The sequence below is a fragment of the Turicibacter sp. GALT-G1 genome, assembly GCF_025594995.1.
Classification (GTDB): Bacteria; Bacillota_I; Bacilli_A; order MOL361; family Turicibacteraceae; genus Turicibacter; species Turicibacter bilis.
On the sequence record NZ_JAMQUS010000023.1, the window covers coordinates 56,398 to 75,191 of the forward strand.

Below are 18,794 nucleotides of genomic sequence, written 5' to 3' on the forward strand. Positions count from 1 at the left end.
TAATCGAGTAAATATAGATTAATTTGTTTAGTATCCTAATTAAAGGTGGTTATTTTACATGAAAGCTTTTGTAGATTGAGATCTTTGTATCGGATGTGGTGCTTGTACAAGCATCGCACCAGAAGTATTTGAACTAGATAACGAAGGAATTTCAATCCCTATCGTTGATCAGATTAAAGCAGAAATTATAAAATTTGCTGAAGATGCAAAAGATAGTTGTCCGGTCGAGGCAATTACGATTATAAAATATTAATTTTATCGTTTATCTAGCTAGCTAATTAAAACTCCATATATAAAAAGAAGCAAAATACCCTTAGTTCTTCAACTAGGTGTTCTGCTTCTTTTTATGTAAGTTATAAAATTATATCTATTCTACAGCTCTAATAAAATTTAAATTAATCCATTTAAATACTTTAAATCTAATATTTCAATTTTTTTATGACCGATTATTTTGATAATCCCTTTTTCACTAAACATATTTAACTTTCTACTAATTGTTTCTCTTGTTAATCCTGTATAGTTTGCCATATCTTCTCGTGTAAATGGCAAATTAACAACAATCTTTGATCCCATTTTAATGCCATAGTGATTAGCTAAATCAACTAATAAATAAGCTAACTTAGCATCTGTATCATTATCAGATAAAACAAGTGCTAAGCTCTCTAAATGAATAAGTCGCTGACTAACAACTTCTAATACTTTAAGACTCATTTCAGGCTTTTCTAATATTAATTTTTGAAACTGCTCTTTCGTAATCGTACATACATTACAATCCTCTATTGCTTTTGCATAACATTTAAAGTTTGTTTCCTGCAATAATTGAAGTTCTCCCCAAAAATCACCCTCTTTTAAAATATGTAAAATTTGTTCCTTCCCATCCTTTGTATAACTAAAAATTTTTAACTTTCCTTCATTGATAATATACAACGTATCGGCAAGTTCTCCTTCATTAAATAAAATATCCCCTTTTTTATATTCTTTATGCTCAATAACCTTAAGTAGCTCTTCAACCTCCTGACAATTAAAATGCTTAAAAATCGGAACCTTGTAAGTACAAAATTTATCTACACAACGCGTACAACTCACAAAATCAACTCTTTCTAGCCTATTTTTATTTAGACAAGCATACCACAGATAATAAAAATAACACAATTAATATATAAATTTTAAAACCAACCAAAAAGAAGTATCTTAATTATGGTACCCATTTCCTTAACAAAAGCTCATGATCATTTATGGTGATCTACTAGATCTATAATCAGTATCACTGGATGATCACAACATTTTAATAATAGTATTTAATTTTATCATTTCGAATGCCTAGGATAGAAAAAATACTAACTACCTACTTTAGTGATGACTCTTACTAGAAAATCTAATCATCCTGAATTTTTTCAATTTATTTTATTTATTACGATAAAATAAAAACCTATAGCTCAGACTTACTTAGTATCTAACCTATAGGTTTAAATTATGTTTTTTATTTTAAACGTTTAGCAGCCTCTAATGTATTACGAAGTAACATTGTAATTGTCATTGGTCCAACTCCACCTGGAACAGGCGTAATATAACTAACTTTTGGTTCTACTTCATCAAAAGCTACATCACCCACAAGTTTTCCAGTTTCTAATCGATTAATTCCAACATCGATCACAACTGCTCCATCTTTGACCATATCCGCTGTGATAAAGTTTGGACGTCCAATAGCCACAATGAGAAGATCAGCTGATTTCGTAAATTGAGCTAAATCTTGTGTACGAGAATGACAAACCGTTACGGTTGCATTTTCATCTAAAAGTAATTGAATAAGAGGCTTCCCAACAATATGACTACGCCCAACAATAACCGCATGACGTCCTGTCATCTCAATGTTATAAGCTTTTAATAATTCAATCACACCAGATGGTGTACATGGTTTTAAGCAATCTAGACCCGAAGCTAAAGCTCCCACCTGATACGGATGGAATCCATCGACATCTTTTTTCACCGAAATCGTTGCAATGACCTTTTCCTCACTAATATGTTTAGGTAGTGGTAACTGAACTAAAATCCCATGAACAGATGGATCTTCATTTAATTCCTTAATTTTTGTCAATAACTCCGACTCAGTTGTTTCAACAGGTAATTCAATCACCGTTGACTTAAATCCAACCTCTTCACAAGATTTTTTCTTATTTCTAACATAAGTCATTGATGCAGGATTATTACCTACAATAATCACAACTAAATGAGGTTGAATCCCTGTTTTCTCAATGAATTCTGCCGTTTCCTGGGAAATTTTATCTCTAATTTGAGAGGAAACTTTTTTCCCATCAATCAATGTTGTCATCACGATTCCTCCTACTTACAAACTTTATCTTTAAGTTTCTTCATTATAACACAAAATACCCTATAAAATAACATATGCCTCATCTATTTAATGTATGCTTAGCTCGCCACTACTATTTATACATAGCTAAGATTATCATTAAAAATCCCTTGCCTCACGCAAGGGATTTCTTATTTTTAATTATCGATTTTCATATAAAGGGAAACGTCCAGTTAATCCTAAGACTGATTGACGAATTTGAGCTAATTTTTCTTCATCCTCATGATATTTTAACGCTTCAGCAATATAACCTGCTAACTCAATCATTTCTGCTTCTTTAAATCCACGAGTTGTGACGGCAGGCGTTCCTAAACGAATTCCACTCGTAACGAATGGTTTTTCTGTATCAAATGGAATCGTATTTTTATTACACGTAATCGCCACTCGATCTAAGACAGCTTCAGCGACTTTTCCAGTTAAGCCAAATGTCGATTTCACATCAACAAGCATCAAATGATTATCTGTTCCACCTGACACAATACGTAAACCATGCTTCGCTAATTCTTCAGCTAACACTTTCGCATTTTTAATCACTTGTTTTTGATACTCTACAAAATCAGGGGTTAAAGCTTCTCCAAACGCAACAGCTTTTGCGCCAATAACATGCATTAAAGGCCCGCCTTGAATACCAGGGAATACAACTTTATCTAATTTTGTCGCAATTTCTTCATCATTCGTTAAAACCATTCCACCACGTGGCCCACGTAATGTTTTATGAGTCGTTGTTGTCACAATATGAGCATAATCCATTGGATTTTGATGTAATCCCGCTGCGACTAATCCCGCAATATGCGCCATATCTACCATTAAATAAGCCCCTACTTCATCTGCAATTTCACGGAATTTTTTGAAATCAATAGCACGTGGATAAGCAGATGCCCCTGCTACAATTAAAGCTGGCTTAACTTCAAGAGCAATTTGACGAACAACTTCATAATCAATCGTTTCAGTTTCATCACTTACTCCATATTCATAAAACTCATAATCTTTTCCTGAGAAGTTTAACGGATGACCATGAGTTAAATGTCCCCCGTGACTTAAATTCATTCCTAATACTTTTGCTCCTGGCTCTAACACTGCACGATAAGCTCCCATATTGGCTTGAGAACCCGAATGAGGTTGAACATTCGCAAATTTTGCTCCAAATAATTGTTTGGCACGATTACGTGCAATATCTTCAATCGTATCTACAAATTCACATCCACCATAATAACGTTTATTTGGATACCCTTCTGCATATTTATTTGTTAAAATAGATCCTTGAACCGCCATAACTTCTTCTGATACATAATTCTCAGACGCAATTAATTCCACATTTTCACGTTGACGCTTTAACTCTAATTGTAGCGCCTCAAAAATAGCCGTATCTTTCATCAAAAAATCACTCCTAACAAAAACTTCTATCGTCATTTTCACATAAACCTATCGAATAGCCAACTTATATGCTCTTTACTTATACTTCTAGTATATAAGTAAAGTAGTTCGCAGGTGTGTTTTTTAACCAAAAAACAAAAAAAAGTGCCTTATCATAGAAACTATTTTCTATCACAAGACACTTTATTGCAGAGTTTCTAACATTTAGCATTCACTAAATCTTATCCAGATACTTCACGGCTATCCGATAACCCTTACGCAAAACTCTACAAATTAATTATTTCCCTTGTATCAAAAAATATTCACTCATATAATAAAATAAAGGAGGAATGAATATGGAAAATATGCCCTTAACCATTTTCACTCTAATAATGGCAATATTTTTTTTCATTTTTGCCACTATTTTTGCTTTATTAAAAGAAAAAGCATGTCTCTTAATTTCAGGTTATAACTTCAAATCGAAAAAAGAACGTCTTAAATATGATGAGAAACGCCTGAGCCTGGACATGAGAAATAATTTTATCACTTACGGCATTATTTTTGTCATTGGCTCAATCCCAACTTATTTCTTCGGAATGTGGTGCTTCATTCTTACCATCATTATTTGGCTCATTTACTTTTTCAAAAATGTTCACCTAGATGATAAAAAAGCTTTCGAAAAATATAAAAAATAAAAAAGTGCCTCATTATAGGAACATCTTCCTACAATAAGACACTTAACCTGTAGAGTCCATCTAATATCGAGTTTCACAACTGAATATTAGTCAGATAATATTCTTTATAATGGGCTATCTGCTACTCCATTCTAAGGCTAAATTTCTTTTTTATGTGGGAACATCAGCGAAGACCACCTTTGACTCTACACTAATAGGATATGTAGATTCAAAATTTTTATCCTTAATTCCGACATATTTTTAAATATATTTCTCATATAATAAAGTATTAATTCATCAAAACAGGGGGGAAAAATGGATTTTATAGATAATTTAATTCAAACCTTATTTGATATAATTGATAACTTATTTTGGTTTAGTCCCGGTATAGGACCAAGAAAAATAAAGAAGCTAAATGTGTTTATCGCTAGTTTTGCGATGGTAGTTTTCATTTACTTCATCTATCAACTTATCTTGTAAAAGAGAGTAACTTAAATTAATAGCACTCTCTTTTATCATCTAATAACAAAAATAAAAAGTGTCTTGCATAGAAACATTTTTCTAAAACAAGACACTTTTTTCTGAGAGTTTTAAAGTCTAATAACGGTATTCATTAAACTTTTTCAGATTCTTACTATTTACCGTGGGCAATCCACAAACGCCACGCGACGGTCGATTCTAATGATTATAGTGGGATGATCGACAAACACCACTGCAACTCTCATTAATAGAATAACTCATTAACAAAAAAATATACAAAAAAGATGCGCTTAGCGCATCTTTTTTAATTGGAAGTAGATAAACTACTTACTTTATACTGATCTCACTATTATTATATCTAAAATTTATCTTATAAGCAATTTTTTATTACCTCAAATAATAATTAATATCAAAAATATGATAATATCAATTATTTTAAATAAATTTAAGAATTATTATTGATTTTAATCTAAAGCTAATATAAACTAGTAATAGTTACTACTTATATTAAAAAGTCTAATTAGAGATAACGAGAATAAAGGAGAATTGAATTATGAATAACTTAAAAGGCTCTAAAACTGAAGCAAATTTAATGCATGCATTCGCTGGTGAATCAATGGCACGTAACAAATATACTTATTATGCTGCAAAAGCTCAAGAAGAAGGATACGAACAAATCGCAAACATCTTCTTAGAGACAGCTCGTAACGAAATGGAACACGCAAAATTATGGTTCAAATTCTTACATGAAGGTGAAATCGCAGATACAATGACAAATTTAAAAGATGCTGCAGCTGGAGAGAACGATGAGTGGACTGATATGTATGCAACATTCGCACAACAAGCTCGCGAAGAAGGGTTCAATCGTATTGCAGCCTTATTCGAAATGGTTGGAAAAATCGAAAAAGAACACGAAGCACGTTACTTAAAATTATTAAAAAATATTGAAGAAGGTCAAGTATTTGAACGTGAAGAAGAAGTTGCTTGGGTATGCCAAGAATGCGGACACATTCATTTCGGGAAAAAAGCGCCGAAAGTATGTCCAGTTTGCTCATACGATCAAGCACACTTCGAAATCCGTTCAGAAAACTACTAATATCTTAAAGAGCCGAATGGCTCTTTTTTTGCTCAAAAATAAAAATGTGGATAACTTCAAATGAAGTTATCCACAACACGATTAAATTGAATATGGCCAATCAAATTAATCTAAAATATTTAACTACCTTCCCTCATATAAGGTAGTACATTTAACTAAAATTTATTTCCCTACTTAACTCAGAGAACGCAAAATTCTCGCTACTTTTTAGCCCATCTAATTCATTTGAATTTAAATGTTCTTATCTTTTAGGGCAACTTTTATTCAATCCAGTTTCAAATGACAACCTTCCTATCAAGTCTCCTCCGATCACTAAACTCAAACTTCAAGTTTAGACCCCCGAAATTCGATCTGTACGGAAAGCTAAACGTCATTTTCAACCTTTTAGTTTAATCCCAGACGCTCGAAGATTCCGTCTACTGCTTTTAAGTGATATGTATGATCGAAGCAATCATCTAAATCTTCCATTGTTAAATGGCTCATGACTGTTTCATCTGCTTCTAATAATTGACGGAATGATTGACGGTTTTCCCAAGCTTGCATTGCTTTAGGTTGAACTAAATCATAAGCTTGCTCACGAACAAATCCTTTTTCGATTAATTTTAACATCACACGTTGAGAGAAAATAACACCATGAGTTTTGTTGATATTTTCTAACATGTTTTCTTCATAAACCGTTAAATTATCGATAAGGTTAGTGAAACGATTTAACATATAATCTAATAAAATTGTTGCATCTGGCATAATAATACGCTCTGCAGATGAATGTGAAATATCACGTTCATGCCATAAAGCAATATTGTCATATGCCGTCACCATATATCCACGTAACACACGTGCGCACCCTGCCATGTTCTCAGAACCGATTGGGTTACGTTTATGTGGCATAGCTGAAGAACCTTTTTGTCCTTTACGGAAGAACTCCTCTGCCTCACGAACCTCAGTACGTTGTAAGTGACGAACTTCAACACCCATTTTCTCAATAGATGCTCCAACTAACGCGATAGCTGCCATATAAGCGGCATGACGGTCACGTTGTAACGTTTGAGTTGAAATCTTAGCAGATTCAATTCCTAACTTCTCACAAGTGTAATCTTGAACGAAGAATGGAATATTCGCGTGCGTTCCAACGGCACCAGAAATTTTTCCACACTCAACCGCACGAGCAGCTTCCTCGAAACGAGCTTGATTACGTTTCATCTCTTCATACCATAACGCTAACTTTAATCCAAACGTCGTGATTTCAGCATGAACCCCGTGTGTACGACCCATTTGCACTGTATGTTTATATTTTTTAGCTTTCTCACCTAAAACATCAATAAAACGTTGAATATCAGCACGTAAAATATCATTCGCTTGTTTTAATAAATATCCATTCGCTGTATCTACAACATCCGTTGACGTTAATCCATAATGTACCCACTTCTTCTCATCGCCGCAAGTTTCACTTACCGCACGTGTAAAAGCTACAACATCATGGCGAGTTTCTCGCTCAATTTCATAAATACGATTCAGATCAAACGAAGCATTTTTCCATAACTTTTCAACATCTTCCATTGGAATATGTCCTAAATGAGCCCAAGCTTCACAAGCTAAAATCTCAACCTTTAAGTATGCTTCAAACTTATTTTGTTCTGTCCAAATAGCTGCCATCTCAGGGCGCGAATAACGCTCAATCATGTCTACTTTCCCACCTTATCCTATTTTACTTTACCTATTTATTTTAACTTAATTTGCCCATTCTAACAAATCTTTCTTTTAAATTTTTGATATCATTTGTCGGAATAAAAAAATGATAAACTACCGAAACCCTAACAAGTGATTAATCCACTTTCATTTCAAATAAAAAAGGTTAAATCAGTTTATTGATTTAACCTTTTTTCATCTCATTTAATCGACGTTTGCTAGAAGATGCCACATAGGGTAACTTAACACTCATACATACACCACCCTCAACATTTAGCGCCTCAACCGTACCATGATGTGTTGTCATAATACTTTGAACAATTGCTAAACCAAGACCTGACTGACCTTTATCCCCTTTATAAAAACGATCAAAAAGATAAGGTAAATCTGCCTCAGCAATTTGTGCTCCATCATTAAATAAACGAATCTCCACAACATTATTCTCAACAATCGTCTCAATCGAGATCACTGTCTTCGCATAACGAACCGCATTCGTAATAATATTCGATAACGCACGAATCATCTTATCATCATCCATTTTAACTTGAACTGATTTATCTAAATTCAACTGAAATTCAAGATTCTTATCTGCTACTAATCCTGCCATCTTATGATAAAAGCCATCTAAAAATTGATTTAAATCAACCAATTGAAGTTGATAACGATCGTGCGTCGCATCTTCAAGTTTAGATAAATATAAAATAGACTCAACTAACGTTCGAAGGGACTCACTCTCCTGAGCAATGACTTCAGCAGCCTCATCAATTGAAAAAATACCATCCTTTAATCCTTCCGCATAACCTCGAATATTCATTAAGGGGGTCTTTAATTCATGAGACGTATTTTCAAAGAATGCCTTGCGCTTACGATCATTATTAACAATCGATGTCGCCATACGAACAATATCTTCATCTAATTCTTGGATTTCATCACCTGTATAAATGGTTACCTCAGGCGCCTCCATACTTTCTTGGAAACCTCGAACCTTATTTTTCAGTAAATGAATCGGTCTTGAAATATTATTTTGAACATAGACCCCAAAAAACGCAGCAATTAACATACTGACCAGTGAAGTAATAAATAGGATACTTAAATTTAGTTGATTTAATTCACTAATCATCCCTTTTTCACTCACTAAGATAATATCAAACTTCGTATATCCAATATTCGTTTCACCTGAAACAGTTAAATAATGTTTATTTAGATATGAACTATCCCCTTTATGAGCCTGTAATTCATCATAAAGATCCTGACTATTTGTAAAAGCTAGTGTATTATCCTGGATAATAATCAAGTTAGATTGAACTAATTGCATAATATGATCTCTAATGACAGGTCCTGAGTGAAAATAATCCGTATTATAAATCATCAAGTTTTCCTTAATTAAATCTAACTCTTTTTTCATACTATCCATTAAACGATAAGTTAAAAATTGATTAGAGGCCACTGTAAATAGTGTAAATGACGTGGAGATCGCGATTAAAATAATCACAATATAACTCCAAAATAACTTGCGATCAAGTCTCATATCAACACCTAATTATAAATTATCATCGATTCGGTATCCATAACCCCAAACCGTTGTAATCTCAACCTTTGCATTCATTGCTTTTAATTTTTTACGAAGACGTTTCACTAAATCATCAATCATTCGTGATTCTCCGACATAATCATAACCCCAAATATTTTGAATTAAATTTTCGCGAGTAAATGAAATATTTTTGTTCTTTACTAAATAAGATAATAACATATACTCATTATTTGTTAATGACATCTCAGCACCATTCACTGTGCAGACACGTTTTGAATCATCAATTTTTACATCGTTAATTTGATAAAGAGTTGTCTCTTGTTCAGTTGCCATGACGGGTTCAATACGGCGGAAAATAATTTTCAAACGTACTAACAACTCGCGAGGACTAAATGGTTTTGATAAATAATCATCCGCTCCAAGCTCTAAACCAATAATACGATCCACCGCTTCATCTTTCGCTGATACGAAAATAATTGGAACTTGACTGACCGTACGAATCTTTTTACATAAATCAAGCCCATCCATTGTACCTGGCATCATAATATCTAAAACAAGGGCATCTGGTTGCATCACATTAAATGCCTCTAACACTGAATCTGCATTTTCAAATGTTGTAACCTTATATCCTTCCTTTTCTAAATATCTTAAAATTAATTGTCTAATATTTGCATCATCATCAATTACGAAAATATGTTTCATATCTATCACCTCATATTAATCTGTTAAAAAATCTTGCTCGTTAAAGCAAGATTTTTTTAAATTATTGTCCATAAGTCTCCAATAAAGCACGGTCTTGATCGATCCCTTCACCATACCCCGCTAACTTCCCATCTTTAACTTTAATTAACGCTGGTGTACCAGAAATCTCAATTTCTTCTGCGGTTTGTGGTGAACGGTTATTAAAAGCATCTTTATGATAAGCAACAAGCTCATTATTTTTATTTGTAGAAATTGTCCATCCTTCATTCGATGGATACTTCGCACTCGATTCTCCTTCATTGAAAACCTGTACCCCATTCTCAACTTTACCAATCACTTTTGTATATTTTTTATCATGAGCAGCCCAATCATACCAAGCCGCTTTATTTTCTGTTGCCGCAGCATCAACCACATAAATCGGAATATCCTTCTCATTATACGCAGCCACTAGCTCTGGACTAAACTGCAAACAGAGTGGGCAAGTTTCCTGATAAAAATAAACGTAATACTCTGACTCCTTTTGATCAAAAGTCTCTGTATAGTTAATATGTTTAAAATCAGTCAGCGAATTAACCGAAGGGAATAGGAAATTTGCTCCTACTGCAATAACAATAACTGCAACTAAGGCTATTAAAATTTTCTTCATAACTATTGCTCCTTTACATCCATTATTATAACTTAAAATAACCTCTTATATTAGAAAAAACTGTGAAATATATGTGAAAGGTTAAAAAGATTAGCAAGCTCTGCTGGTAACTCAATATAACCTGATGACACTAAAAACACTAAAATACCACACACAATAGCGATAAAAATAATCGTCTTCGTCACTACCTTAAACACCAGCTTACATAAAAATGCAATCGTTAACCCAACCAATACTCCTTCAATTAAACCATATACTTCTACATAAGACTTAAATGCTTGATTAAAAACAAATAAACAAACTAAAAAAATTGCATAATACCATTTCTTCATCCAAATCACGCCCCTTTAACATCACTATTTTACATGATTTAGAAAAAAAAGCAACGCAAATTGCGTTGCCTATCTATATAAAATTTCCCACCTTGACCTTCTTAGCCTACTCCTAAAAAATAAAACAAACGTTCCTTCCACCCATTAATAACTTCCCCATTATTAATAAGCACCTTCCATCTACCATCCACTTCAAAATTCTAACTCTCACTACTACTCTTATTCAATTAAATTCTGTTTTCTCACTAAAACCTAGTAGAAGTTTCCCCGCTTCTAATAGGTTGCTCTTACTCAAATAAACATAACTTCTCAGCTATATTCAAATTATATTAGTAGAAACTTCCCCATTTCTATTAAAACCTCTCACTCATAAATCCATCACCATCGTTTCCTCACGATAATGATACGCTAAATTATAGCAGAAGCTTCCCCACTTCCACTAAAGTCATCTATTCAATAACCATAAACCTGACTTCCCCATCAGATTCATGACTTTTTCTTACTGATTAATCTTAGTAGAGATTTCCCCTTCTCTACTCAAATCACTCACTTTACTGACATTTATAACAGCTTTCTCCACCGCTATCTCAGAATATATATAAGTAGCGATAAGTTTTTCATAGCTGAAAAAATTTTAGCGCTACTATAGTTAGCCTGGCTACCATCAAAACGAATGTACTAAGCTTATTTCGTAAAATGTGAAATCTTTTTCACTATGTATGTATCTAAATAAATTCTCATTTCTAATTCAAAAGTTTCACTCGATTAAGAAAACTCTCGCTTCTAATAATCCTCTTGTAGTAGTCGTGCTTACTTCGTTTCTCACGACTTTCACAAAAAAGGATAACTCCGCTTGTTGCGGAGTCAAGAACAACTAACTGCACATAGTGCAGAGTTGTTCTAGAATAACGCTTTTAATAAGATTGTTTGTTCGCGGTCTGGACCAACGCTGAAGATGGCTACTTTTGCACCGATTAATTCTTCAATACGACGTAAGTAGTTTTGTGCAGCGACTGGTAATTCTTCAAATGAAGTTACTCCAGTAATATCTTCTTGCCATCCTGGCATTTCTTCATAAACTGGTGTACAACGTTCAAATTCTTTGATTGTTGATGGAACGTATTTAATCACTTGCCCATCTAATTCATAAGCTGTACAGATTTTTAGTGTCTCTAATCCTGATAATACATCTAATAAGTTAACTGAAATTCCAGTTAATCCACTTACACGACGAGTATGAGAAACAACAACACTATCGAACCATCCGATACGACGAGGACGACCTGTTACCGTTCCGTACTCACGACCGATTTCACGAATACGATTTGCAATTTCTCCTTCAATTTCAGTTGGAAACGCACCTTCACCAACACGAGTTGAATATGCTTTAACAACCCCGATAACTTCTTCAATCTTAGTTGGACCAACACCTAAACCAGTTGTTACCGCACCAGCTGATGGATTTGAAGACGTTACGAATGGATAAGTTCCGTGGTCGATATCTAACATAACCCCTTGAGCACCTTCGAATAAGACTTTTTTGTCTTCATTGAATGCTTCATCTAATTCATAAGAAGTATCCGTTACATAAGGACGAATCACGTCAGCATACTCACAATATTTTGTATAGATTTCTTCGAATGAGAACGTTGGTTTTCCGTATTTGGCTAAAATTTCATTTTTATCAGCTAATTGTTCTTTTAAACGAGTAGCAAATACTTCTTTATCCATCAACTCACCCATACGGATTCCAACACGTGCATATTTATCTGTATAACAAGGACCGATTCCACGTTTAGTTGTTCCAACTTTTTGATCTCCTTTTAACTCTTCTTGAAGACCATCTAACTCAATATGATAAGGGAAAATCACATGAGCACGATTTGAAATACGAATATGATCTGTTGAAATTCCCCCTTCATTTAAGTAAGCAATCTCCTCAAGTAATGACTCAGGATTAATAACCATTCCATTTCCTAAAATTACTTTTTCAGAATTAAAAATTCCAGAAGGAATTAAGCGTAACTTAAACTGTTGTCCATTGAACTCAATCGTATGTCCAGCATTATTTCCACCTTGGTAACGAGCTACGATATCTGCTTGTTGAGCTAAATAATCGGTAATTTTACCTTTTCCTTCATCTCCCCATTGTGTTCCTACAACTACAACTGTTTTTGCCATTAAAACTCTCCACCTTTTCTGTCAAAATGAAATTTAAATTTTTCTAGTATCTAAATGAATTGATTAGCGAAAACGATTCATCAATTTTACGCCTCATAGCGCTCTAAAATTTGACGAGCCACCCAAACTCCGCTTGCTCCAGCTTGCGCAAGTCCGCGTGTTACACCCGCTCCATCTCCACCAACGAATAAGCCCTTAACTTTTGTTTCAAACTTATCGTCAATCTCAGGACGAGCTGAATAGAATTTCGCTTCTACACCATAGAACAACGTATGCTCCGCTGCAATACCTGGTGTTACATGATCTAACGCTTCCGTCATCTCAATTAATGACTTCATCGTATTATAAGGCAGTACTAACCCTAAATCTCCAGGAACCGCCTCTTTTAATGTTGGTTCTACGAATCCTTCTTTTAAACGTTTAGCCGTCGTACGACGCCCTCTTAAAATATCTCCATATTTTTGAACAATTATTGATCCATTTGATAATTTGTTTGCTAAATGTGAAACTTCATGAGCAAACTCATTTGGTTGATCAAATGGTTCTTCAAACGTATGAGAAACAAGTAAAGCAAAGTTCGTATTCTTACTTCCTAACTTTGGATCCTTATAAGCATGACCATTTGCCAACATCGTTCCTGAATGATTTTCAACAACAACATGACCTGAAGGATTTGAACAGAACGTACGAACAACAGTCCCTACACTCGTGCGATAGACGAACTTTCCTTCATATAAATGCTCATTGATTTCTTGCATGACAATATCAGAAGTTTCCACGCGTACTCCAATGTCAACTTGTAAATTCTTCATCGGAATATTTTGACCTTTCATCACGTCTTTTAACCATACTGATCCATCACGACCTGGTGCTAAAAAGACTTGATTGGCCTTCATTGTCTCTCCATTAGCAAGTAATAACCCTTTTACTTCATTATCTTCGACGATAACATCTTTTACTTCAGTTTTAAAGTGATAATCCACACGGTCTTTCATTGCTTCATAAATGCTTTTTAAAATTTCTAAGTTTTGTTCTGTTCCTAAATGACGAACTTTTGCACGAAGTAATTTTAATCCTACCGCATATCCACGTTTCTCAATCTCACGAACCTTATCCGTCGTTGGGTCCGTAATATCAGTCGTTGCCCCATGTTCTAAATTAATTTCATCAACATAACTAATTAAATCCTCTACTACACCATTTGATAAATAATCTGTCATCCATCCACCAAACTCATGTGTAATATTAAACTTTCCATCCGAATAAGCACCAGCTCCACCAAACCCATTCGTAATTGAACAAGCAGGCATACAACCTACATGGTCCTTGATTACTGGACATTTTTTAATTTTATGTTCAAGAATTGGACATCTACGTTTATAAATATCTAACCCCTTATCTACTAAAGCCACCTTTAAATCCTTATTTTTCTTTGATAACTCATATGCAGCAAAAATCCCTGCAGGTCCTGCCCCAACAATAACAACATCGTAATTACTCATTGCTCTCTACTCCTTTAAACAAATCTGGTATATACCAACAAAAAAGCACCCTATGCGAACATAGAGTGCTAGATACTTAAAATATATATGAAATTTGTCAATTTAGTTTCCAAATTTGTTAGTTTCATTATTTTGTCACCTTTTTATATAGGATTTAACGTTACTATTATATCAAAGAAATCTCAATATGCAATCCCCTAATTTTGAAAAATTTGATATTGATTCCGACCATTTTTCTTACTTTCATACAAAGCATGATCAGCCTGCTGATAAAGCTTTTCTAAATCAACGGCCTCCCCTCTATAAAAAGAAATCCCAATTGAAACGGTCACTTCAAAATATTCACTATAACCTTTCAAATCTTCTCTAATACTTTCTACAACTGAAATAGCAACTTCCTTACTATGATCTCTAATACAAATCACAAACTCATCACCACCTAATCGACAAATCACACTATTCTGTGGACAACATTTCTTCAACACATTCGCCACATAAGTAATAACTTGATCGCCAACTAAATGACCATACGTATCATTAATTGACTTAAAATGATCAATATCCATAATCGCAAAAGTAAACGGCTCACCCTTATTCATCATCTTATCCATCTGATTCATATAACCTAATCGATTCAAAAGTCCTGTCGCATAATCCGTATATTTCAAATGCTCCGTCTTCTTATCCAAATAACGCATACGTCCCAACACCAAAATAATAGATGTACATAGAATAATCCCTCCAGCAAACAAAAATTGTTGCTGATGCATCAAATATAAATCATGGTTCAATGAAGACATCTCAAACAAGTACATTTCACTTGAAAGGACCATCTCATACTTCAATCGCACCTCATCATCTTCAAAATCATGTACTTTAATCGCATCAAATAATGTCATAAAATTTTGATTATCTCTAACCATTAAAGAGAAAATGTACTTACCAATTTTTCCTTTATACGACAAATTGTACTGTTCAAAATAATCTAAATAAACAGGATCTAGTAATAAATAATCAATCTTTCTTTCAACTAGCCCCTCATGTAACTTACTAATCGAATCTTCAACTCGAACATTCATCTCACTTCTTAAAAATCCTTCACTGGATACACTTCCTAGCACTGTATTAAGATTAGTACCCACCGCCTCTTGAAACATCACTTGATTAAATAGCCCATACGCATTTATCTGACCTTGATAAATCTCATAATTATTTCCCTCTAAAAATAATTTCTCATTAGACTCCATCTCAAAAACAGGTAATATATCAATCACACCCTGTTGATAAGCCCCTACTAACTCTTCATAATCACCAAAAACAAACTCAAACTTGACACCAAAATTGTTATGAATCTGCTTCAAAACATAATCTAACATCCCAGATAACGTATCCTCATCCTCATTATAATACATAAAAGGTGGTACATCATAAATCCCAACCTTTATCACAGGTTGCCGATAAAATAACCATTCATATGTCGATTTATCTAAATTATATAGCTTCCCAATTAATGCATTCTGATGGTTGAAGAAATAATCCGCATGCTTTTCCATCGTCTGCATCTTAGACATAATCCTATCTATAATTGAGATTAAATTAGGTTCATCTGAAATAAAATACCATGCCGATGACAAATATTCCGTTGATTTCACCTCTCGTAACTCATGCACTAAACTTTGATACTGAAACAAATCTCTCGGTACAAAAATCGCATCAATCTCACCATTATTAAGACCAGCATATAGAGCCATATAATTTGGATAACTAATAATATCTTTAAAAGATAATAAATACTTTTCAATCTTATCATCATTATTAACAATCCCAATTTTATACTTCATCAAGTCTTCTGTATTTTTCGCATTATTTCCTTGATTCACATAAAAAGTATACTCGAATTCATGAATAGGGGAGCTATAATAAAACTCCTTATATGCCTCCATCTTACCTGATACAAATAAATCGATAATCCCATATTTTAATAAACTTTCATTTTCTGCAATATCTGAAATTAAATATGAAGATAAATTCTTATCAGTTAAATTAGAAAATTCTTGAGAAATATCATTAATAACTCCCTTTAACGAACTATAAAAATAGTAATAATTTAATGGTGTAATAGAAGAAGGGTACCCTATCTTAAACTTACTCTGACTTTTTTCTAATAACCATTCCTCATCAGAATTATTGAAAACACTAGACGCTTCTATACAAAAATCATCCCCACTATTTATCATCGAACATATAGCGATTAAAAAAATAAACAAGTAATTCTTCATCCTACCCATCCTCAACCATAAATTCGTTTTCACACATAATTATATCATATTTTTACCAATAAAATAAAAAAAGTAGTTAGATCTCGAGCCCACTTTTTAATTCTAAAAAGCTCTTACTCTCAATCCAACTACAAATCTATAAACTAAATATTATACTAAACTATTCTAAACTAAATTCCATAGCTGCTTTCACAAAATCACGGAATAAAGGCTGTGGTTTTTGTGGACGTGATAAGAATTCTGGATGGAATTGTCCTGCCACAAACCAACGATGTCCAGGAATTTCGATAATTTCTACTAATCCGGTTTGAGGATTAATTCCTGAGAATTCTAATCCTGCATTTTCTAAAATCGTTTTATATTGATTATTGAACTCATAACGGTGACGATGACGTTCCTTAACATTTACTGATTGATAAGCATCATATGCTTTAGTTCCTTCTTTAACATAACAATCATATAAACCTAAACGTAACGTTCCCCCCATTTTAATACCTTCATATTGATCTGGTAAATAATCAAAAATAGCATGAGGTGTATTTTCATCAAACTCAGTAGAGTTAGCACCTTCTAATTTTGCAACATTACGAGCATATTCAATCGCAGCAATTTGCATACCTAAACAAATTCCAAAATAGGGAATATTTTTAGTGCGCGCATATTGACAAGATAAAATCTTACCTTCTACACCTCGATTACCAAATCCACCTGGTACTAAGATTCCATCTACATCAGCAAAGATTTCATTAACTGTTTCTTCTGTAACTCTCTCAGAATCAATCCATTTAATCTTAACCTTTTTACCAAAATGGTAACCAGCATGTTTTAATGCCTCAACTACTGATAAATAAGCATCTGGTAATGCAACATATTTACCAACTAAGGCAATTGATACTTCACCATCTAAATTACGAACAGTATCAATTAACTCCTGCCATTTTGTCATATCTGCTTCCGGCGCTTCAATACCAAAATGTTTACATACATAATCATCTAATCCTTGAGCTTTTAAATGCATAGGAACTTCATATAAAATATCAGCATCAATTGCTTGAACAACAGCCTCTTTAGGTACGTTACAGAATGAAGAAATCTTCTCTTTAACATGATCTTCAATATCAACTTCAGTACGTAAAACAATAACATCTGGTTGAATTCCTAATGAAAGTAATTCTTTAACACTATGCTGTGTTGGTTTTGTTTTAATTTCACCAGCTGCTTTTAAATATGGTACTAAAGTATTATGAATATATAATGTATTATTATATCCAAAATCTTTACGTGCCTGGCGAATGGCTTCTAAAAAAGGTAAAGATTCAATATCACCAACAGTACCACCAATTTCAGTAATGATAACATCAGCATTACTATCTTGAGCAGCAGCAACTAATTTTGATTTAATTTCATTAGTAATATGAGGAATAACCTGAACCGTAGCACCTAGATATTCCCCGCGACGTTCTTTTTCAATAACATTAGAATAAACGCGACCTGTAGTAATATTTGAATTTTGTGATAAGTTTTCGTCGATAAAACGTTCATAATGACCTAAATCTAAATCCGTTTCGGCCCCATCATCCGTAACAAAAACCTCACCATGTTGATATGGACTCATTGTACCTGGATCAACATTGATATAAGGGTCAAATTTTTGCATAAAAACTTTAAGACCTCTATTTTTTAATAATCGGCCAAGAGAAGAAGCTGTGATTCCTTTTCCTAATGATGAAACAACTCCACCCGTAACAAAAATATATTTTGTCATGTATTATTCCTCCCATTAATAAGTTTCTGTTTTTAGATAAAAAAAAATATGCTCTCCGTAATGGAGAGCATTTTTTAGGGCTCTTGAATATATTATCAGATATAATTTAATAATACAATAATAAATATTAATAAAGTCGAATATAAACGAAATTTTTGAAAAATTAAATTCTCACAAGAGATAAAAAAAGCACTCTAAG

15 protein-coding genes are annotated in these 18,794 nt (G+C 33.4%); 3 read left to right on the top strand and 12 right to left on the bottom strand.

Going from position 1 to position 18,794, the window contains the following annotated elements:
- Positions 1 to 88: 88 nt before the first annotated feature.
- On the top strand, positions 89 to 253 hold the full coding sequence (locus tag NEH74_RS04345) for a ferredoxin (RefSeq protein ID WP_202966276.1): 165 nt from the start codon (positions 89 to 91) through the stop codon (positions 251 to 253).
- A gap of 137 nt (positions 254 to 390) precedes the next feature.
- Here the strand turns inward: NEH74_RS04345 and NEH74_RS04350 are convergent, their stop codons facing one another.
- The 3 genes from NEH74_RS04350 to glyA form a co-directional block, all read right to left on the bottom strand.
- A complete protein-coding gene (locus tag NEH74_RS04350; RefSeq protein ID WP_055305286.1) occupies positions 391 to 1,086 on the bottom strand; it encodes a Crp/Fnr family transcriptional regulator in 696 nt (231 codons plus the stop codon).
- Positions 1,087 to 1,480: 394 nt separating this feature from the next.
- Positions 1,481 to 2,329: a bifunctional methylenetetrahydrofolate dehydrogenase/methenyltetrahydrofolate cyclohydrolase FolD gene (gene folD, locus NEH74_RS04355; RefSeq protein WP_055275492.1), complete on the bottom strand. Its 849-nt coding sequence runs from the start codon at positions 2,327 to 2,329 to the stop codon at positions 1,481 to 1,483.
- 180 nt (positions 2,330 to 2,509) lie between these two features.
- Positions 2,510 to 3,742, bottom strand: a complete 1,233-nt coding sequence (gene glyA / locus NEH74_RS04360; RefSeq protein ID WP_055243486.1) for a serine hydroxymethyltransferase — start codon at positions 3,740 to 3,742, stop codon at positions 2,510 to 2,512.
- A 335-nt stretch (positions 3,743 to 4,077) separates the two neighbouring features.
- On the opposite strand from glyA, the gene NEH74_RS04365 reads away from it, so the two are divergent.
- Both NEH74_RS04365 and rbr read left to right on the top strand, forming a co-directional pair.
- Positions 4,078 to 4,416, top strand: a complete 339-nt coding sequence (locus NEH74_RS04365; protein ID WP_238581171.1) for a DUF3784 domain-containing protein — start codon at positions 4,078 to 4,080, stop codon at positions 4,414 to 4,416.
- Positions 4,417 to 5,428: 1,012 nt separating this feature from the next.
- Complete coding sequence (gene rbr, locus NEH74_RS04370; RefSeq protein WP_055305287.1) at positions 5,429 to 5,971, top strand: rubrerythrin; 543 nt, start codon at positions 5,429 to 5,431, stop codon at positions 5,969 to 5,971.
- A gap of 384 nt (positions 5,972 to 6,355) precedes the next feature.
- Here rbr and purB read toward each other — a convergent pair whose 3' ends face one another.
- The 9 genes from purB to NEH74_RS04415 form a co-directional block, all read right to left on the bottom strand.
- The gene (gene purB, locus NEH74_RS04375; protein WP_055305288.1) at positions 6,356 to 7,651 is read right to left on the bottom strand and encodes an adenylosuccinate lyase; all 1,296 of its coding nucleotides are present in this window, start codon (positions 7,649 to 7,651) and stop codon (positions 6,356 to 6,358) included.
- Between the two features lie 190 nt (positions 7,652 to 7,841).
- Positions 7,842 to 9,185, bottom strand: coding sequence for a sensor histidine kinase (locus NEH74_RS04380; protein WP_055305911.1), 1,344 nt, complete (start codon positions 9,183 to 9,185; stop codon positions 7,842 to 7,844).
- A 12-nt stretch (positions 9,186 to 9,197) separates the two neighbouring features.
- Positions 9,198 to 9,890, bottom strand: a complete 693-nt coding sequence (locus NEH74_RS04385) for a response regulator transcription factor (RefSeq protein WP_055305910.1) — start codon at positions 9,888 to 9,890, stop codon at positions 9,198 to 9,200.
- A gap of 61 nt (positions 9,891 to 9,951) precedes the next feature.
- On the bottom strand, positions 9,952 to 10,536 hold the full coding sequence (locus tag NEH74_RS04390; protein ID WP_055305909.1) for a hypothetical protein: 585 nt from the start codon (positions 10,534 to 10,536) through the stop codon (positions 9,952 to 9,954).
- A 50-nt stretch (positions 10,537 to 10,586) separates the two neighbouring features.
- Positions 10,587 to 10,868 (bottom strand): hypothetical protein, encoded by a 282-nt coding sequence (locus NEH74_RS04395; RefSeq protein WP_055245012.1) that lies wholly within the window; start codon positions 10,866 to 10,868, stop codon positions 10,587 to 10,589.
- A 900-nt stretch (positions 10,869 to 11,768) separates the two neighbouring features.
- Positions 11,769 to 13,049 (bottom strand): adenylosuccinate synthase, encoded by a 1,281-nt coding sequence (locus NEH74_RS04400; RefSeq protein WP_055245016.1) that lies wholly within the window; start codon positions 13,047 to 13,049, stop codon positions 11,769 to 11,771.
- A gap of 86 nt (positions 13,050 to 13,135) precedes the next feature.
- Positions 13,136 to 14,551 (bottom strand): NAD(P)/FAD-dependent oxidoreductase, encoded by a 1,416-nt coding sequence (locus NEH74_RS04405; RefSeq protein WP_055245018.1) that lies wholly within the window; start codon positions 14,549 to 14,551, stop codon positions 13,136 to 13,138.
- Positions 14,552 to 14,748: 197 nt separating this feature from the next.
- Entirely contained in the window at positions 14,749 to 16,830 is a 2,082-nt protein-coding gene (locus NEH74_RS04410) for a GGDEF domain-containing protein (RefSeq protein WP_055305908.1), read from the bottom strand.
- Positions 16,831 to 16,990: 160 nt separating this feature from the next.
- Positions 16,991 to 18,595 (bottom strand): CTP synthase, encoded by a 1,605-nt coding sequence (locus NEH74_RS04415; protein WP_055305907.1) that lies wholly within the window; start codon positions 18,593 to 18,595, stop codon positions 16,991 to 16,993.
- Positions 18,596 to 18,794 lie beyond the last annotated feature (199 nt).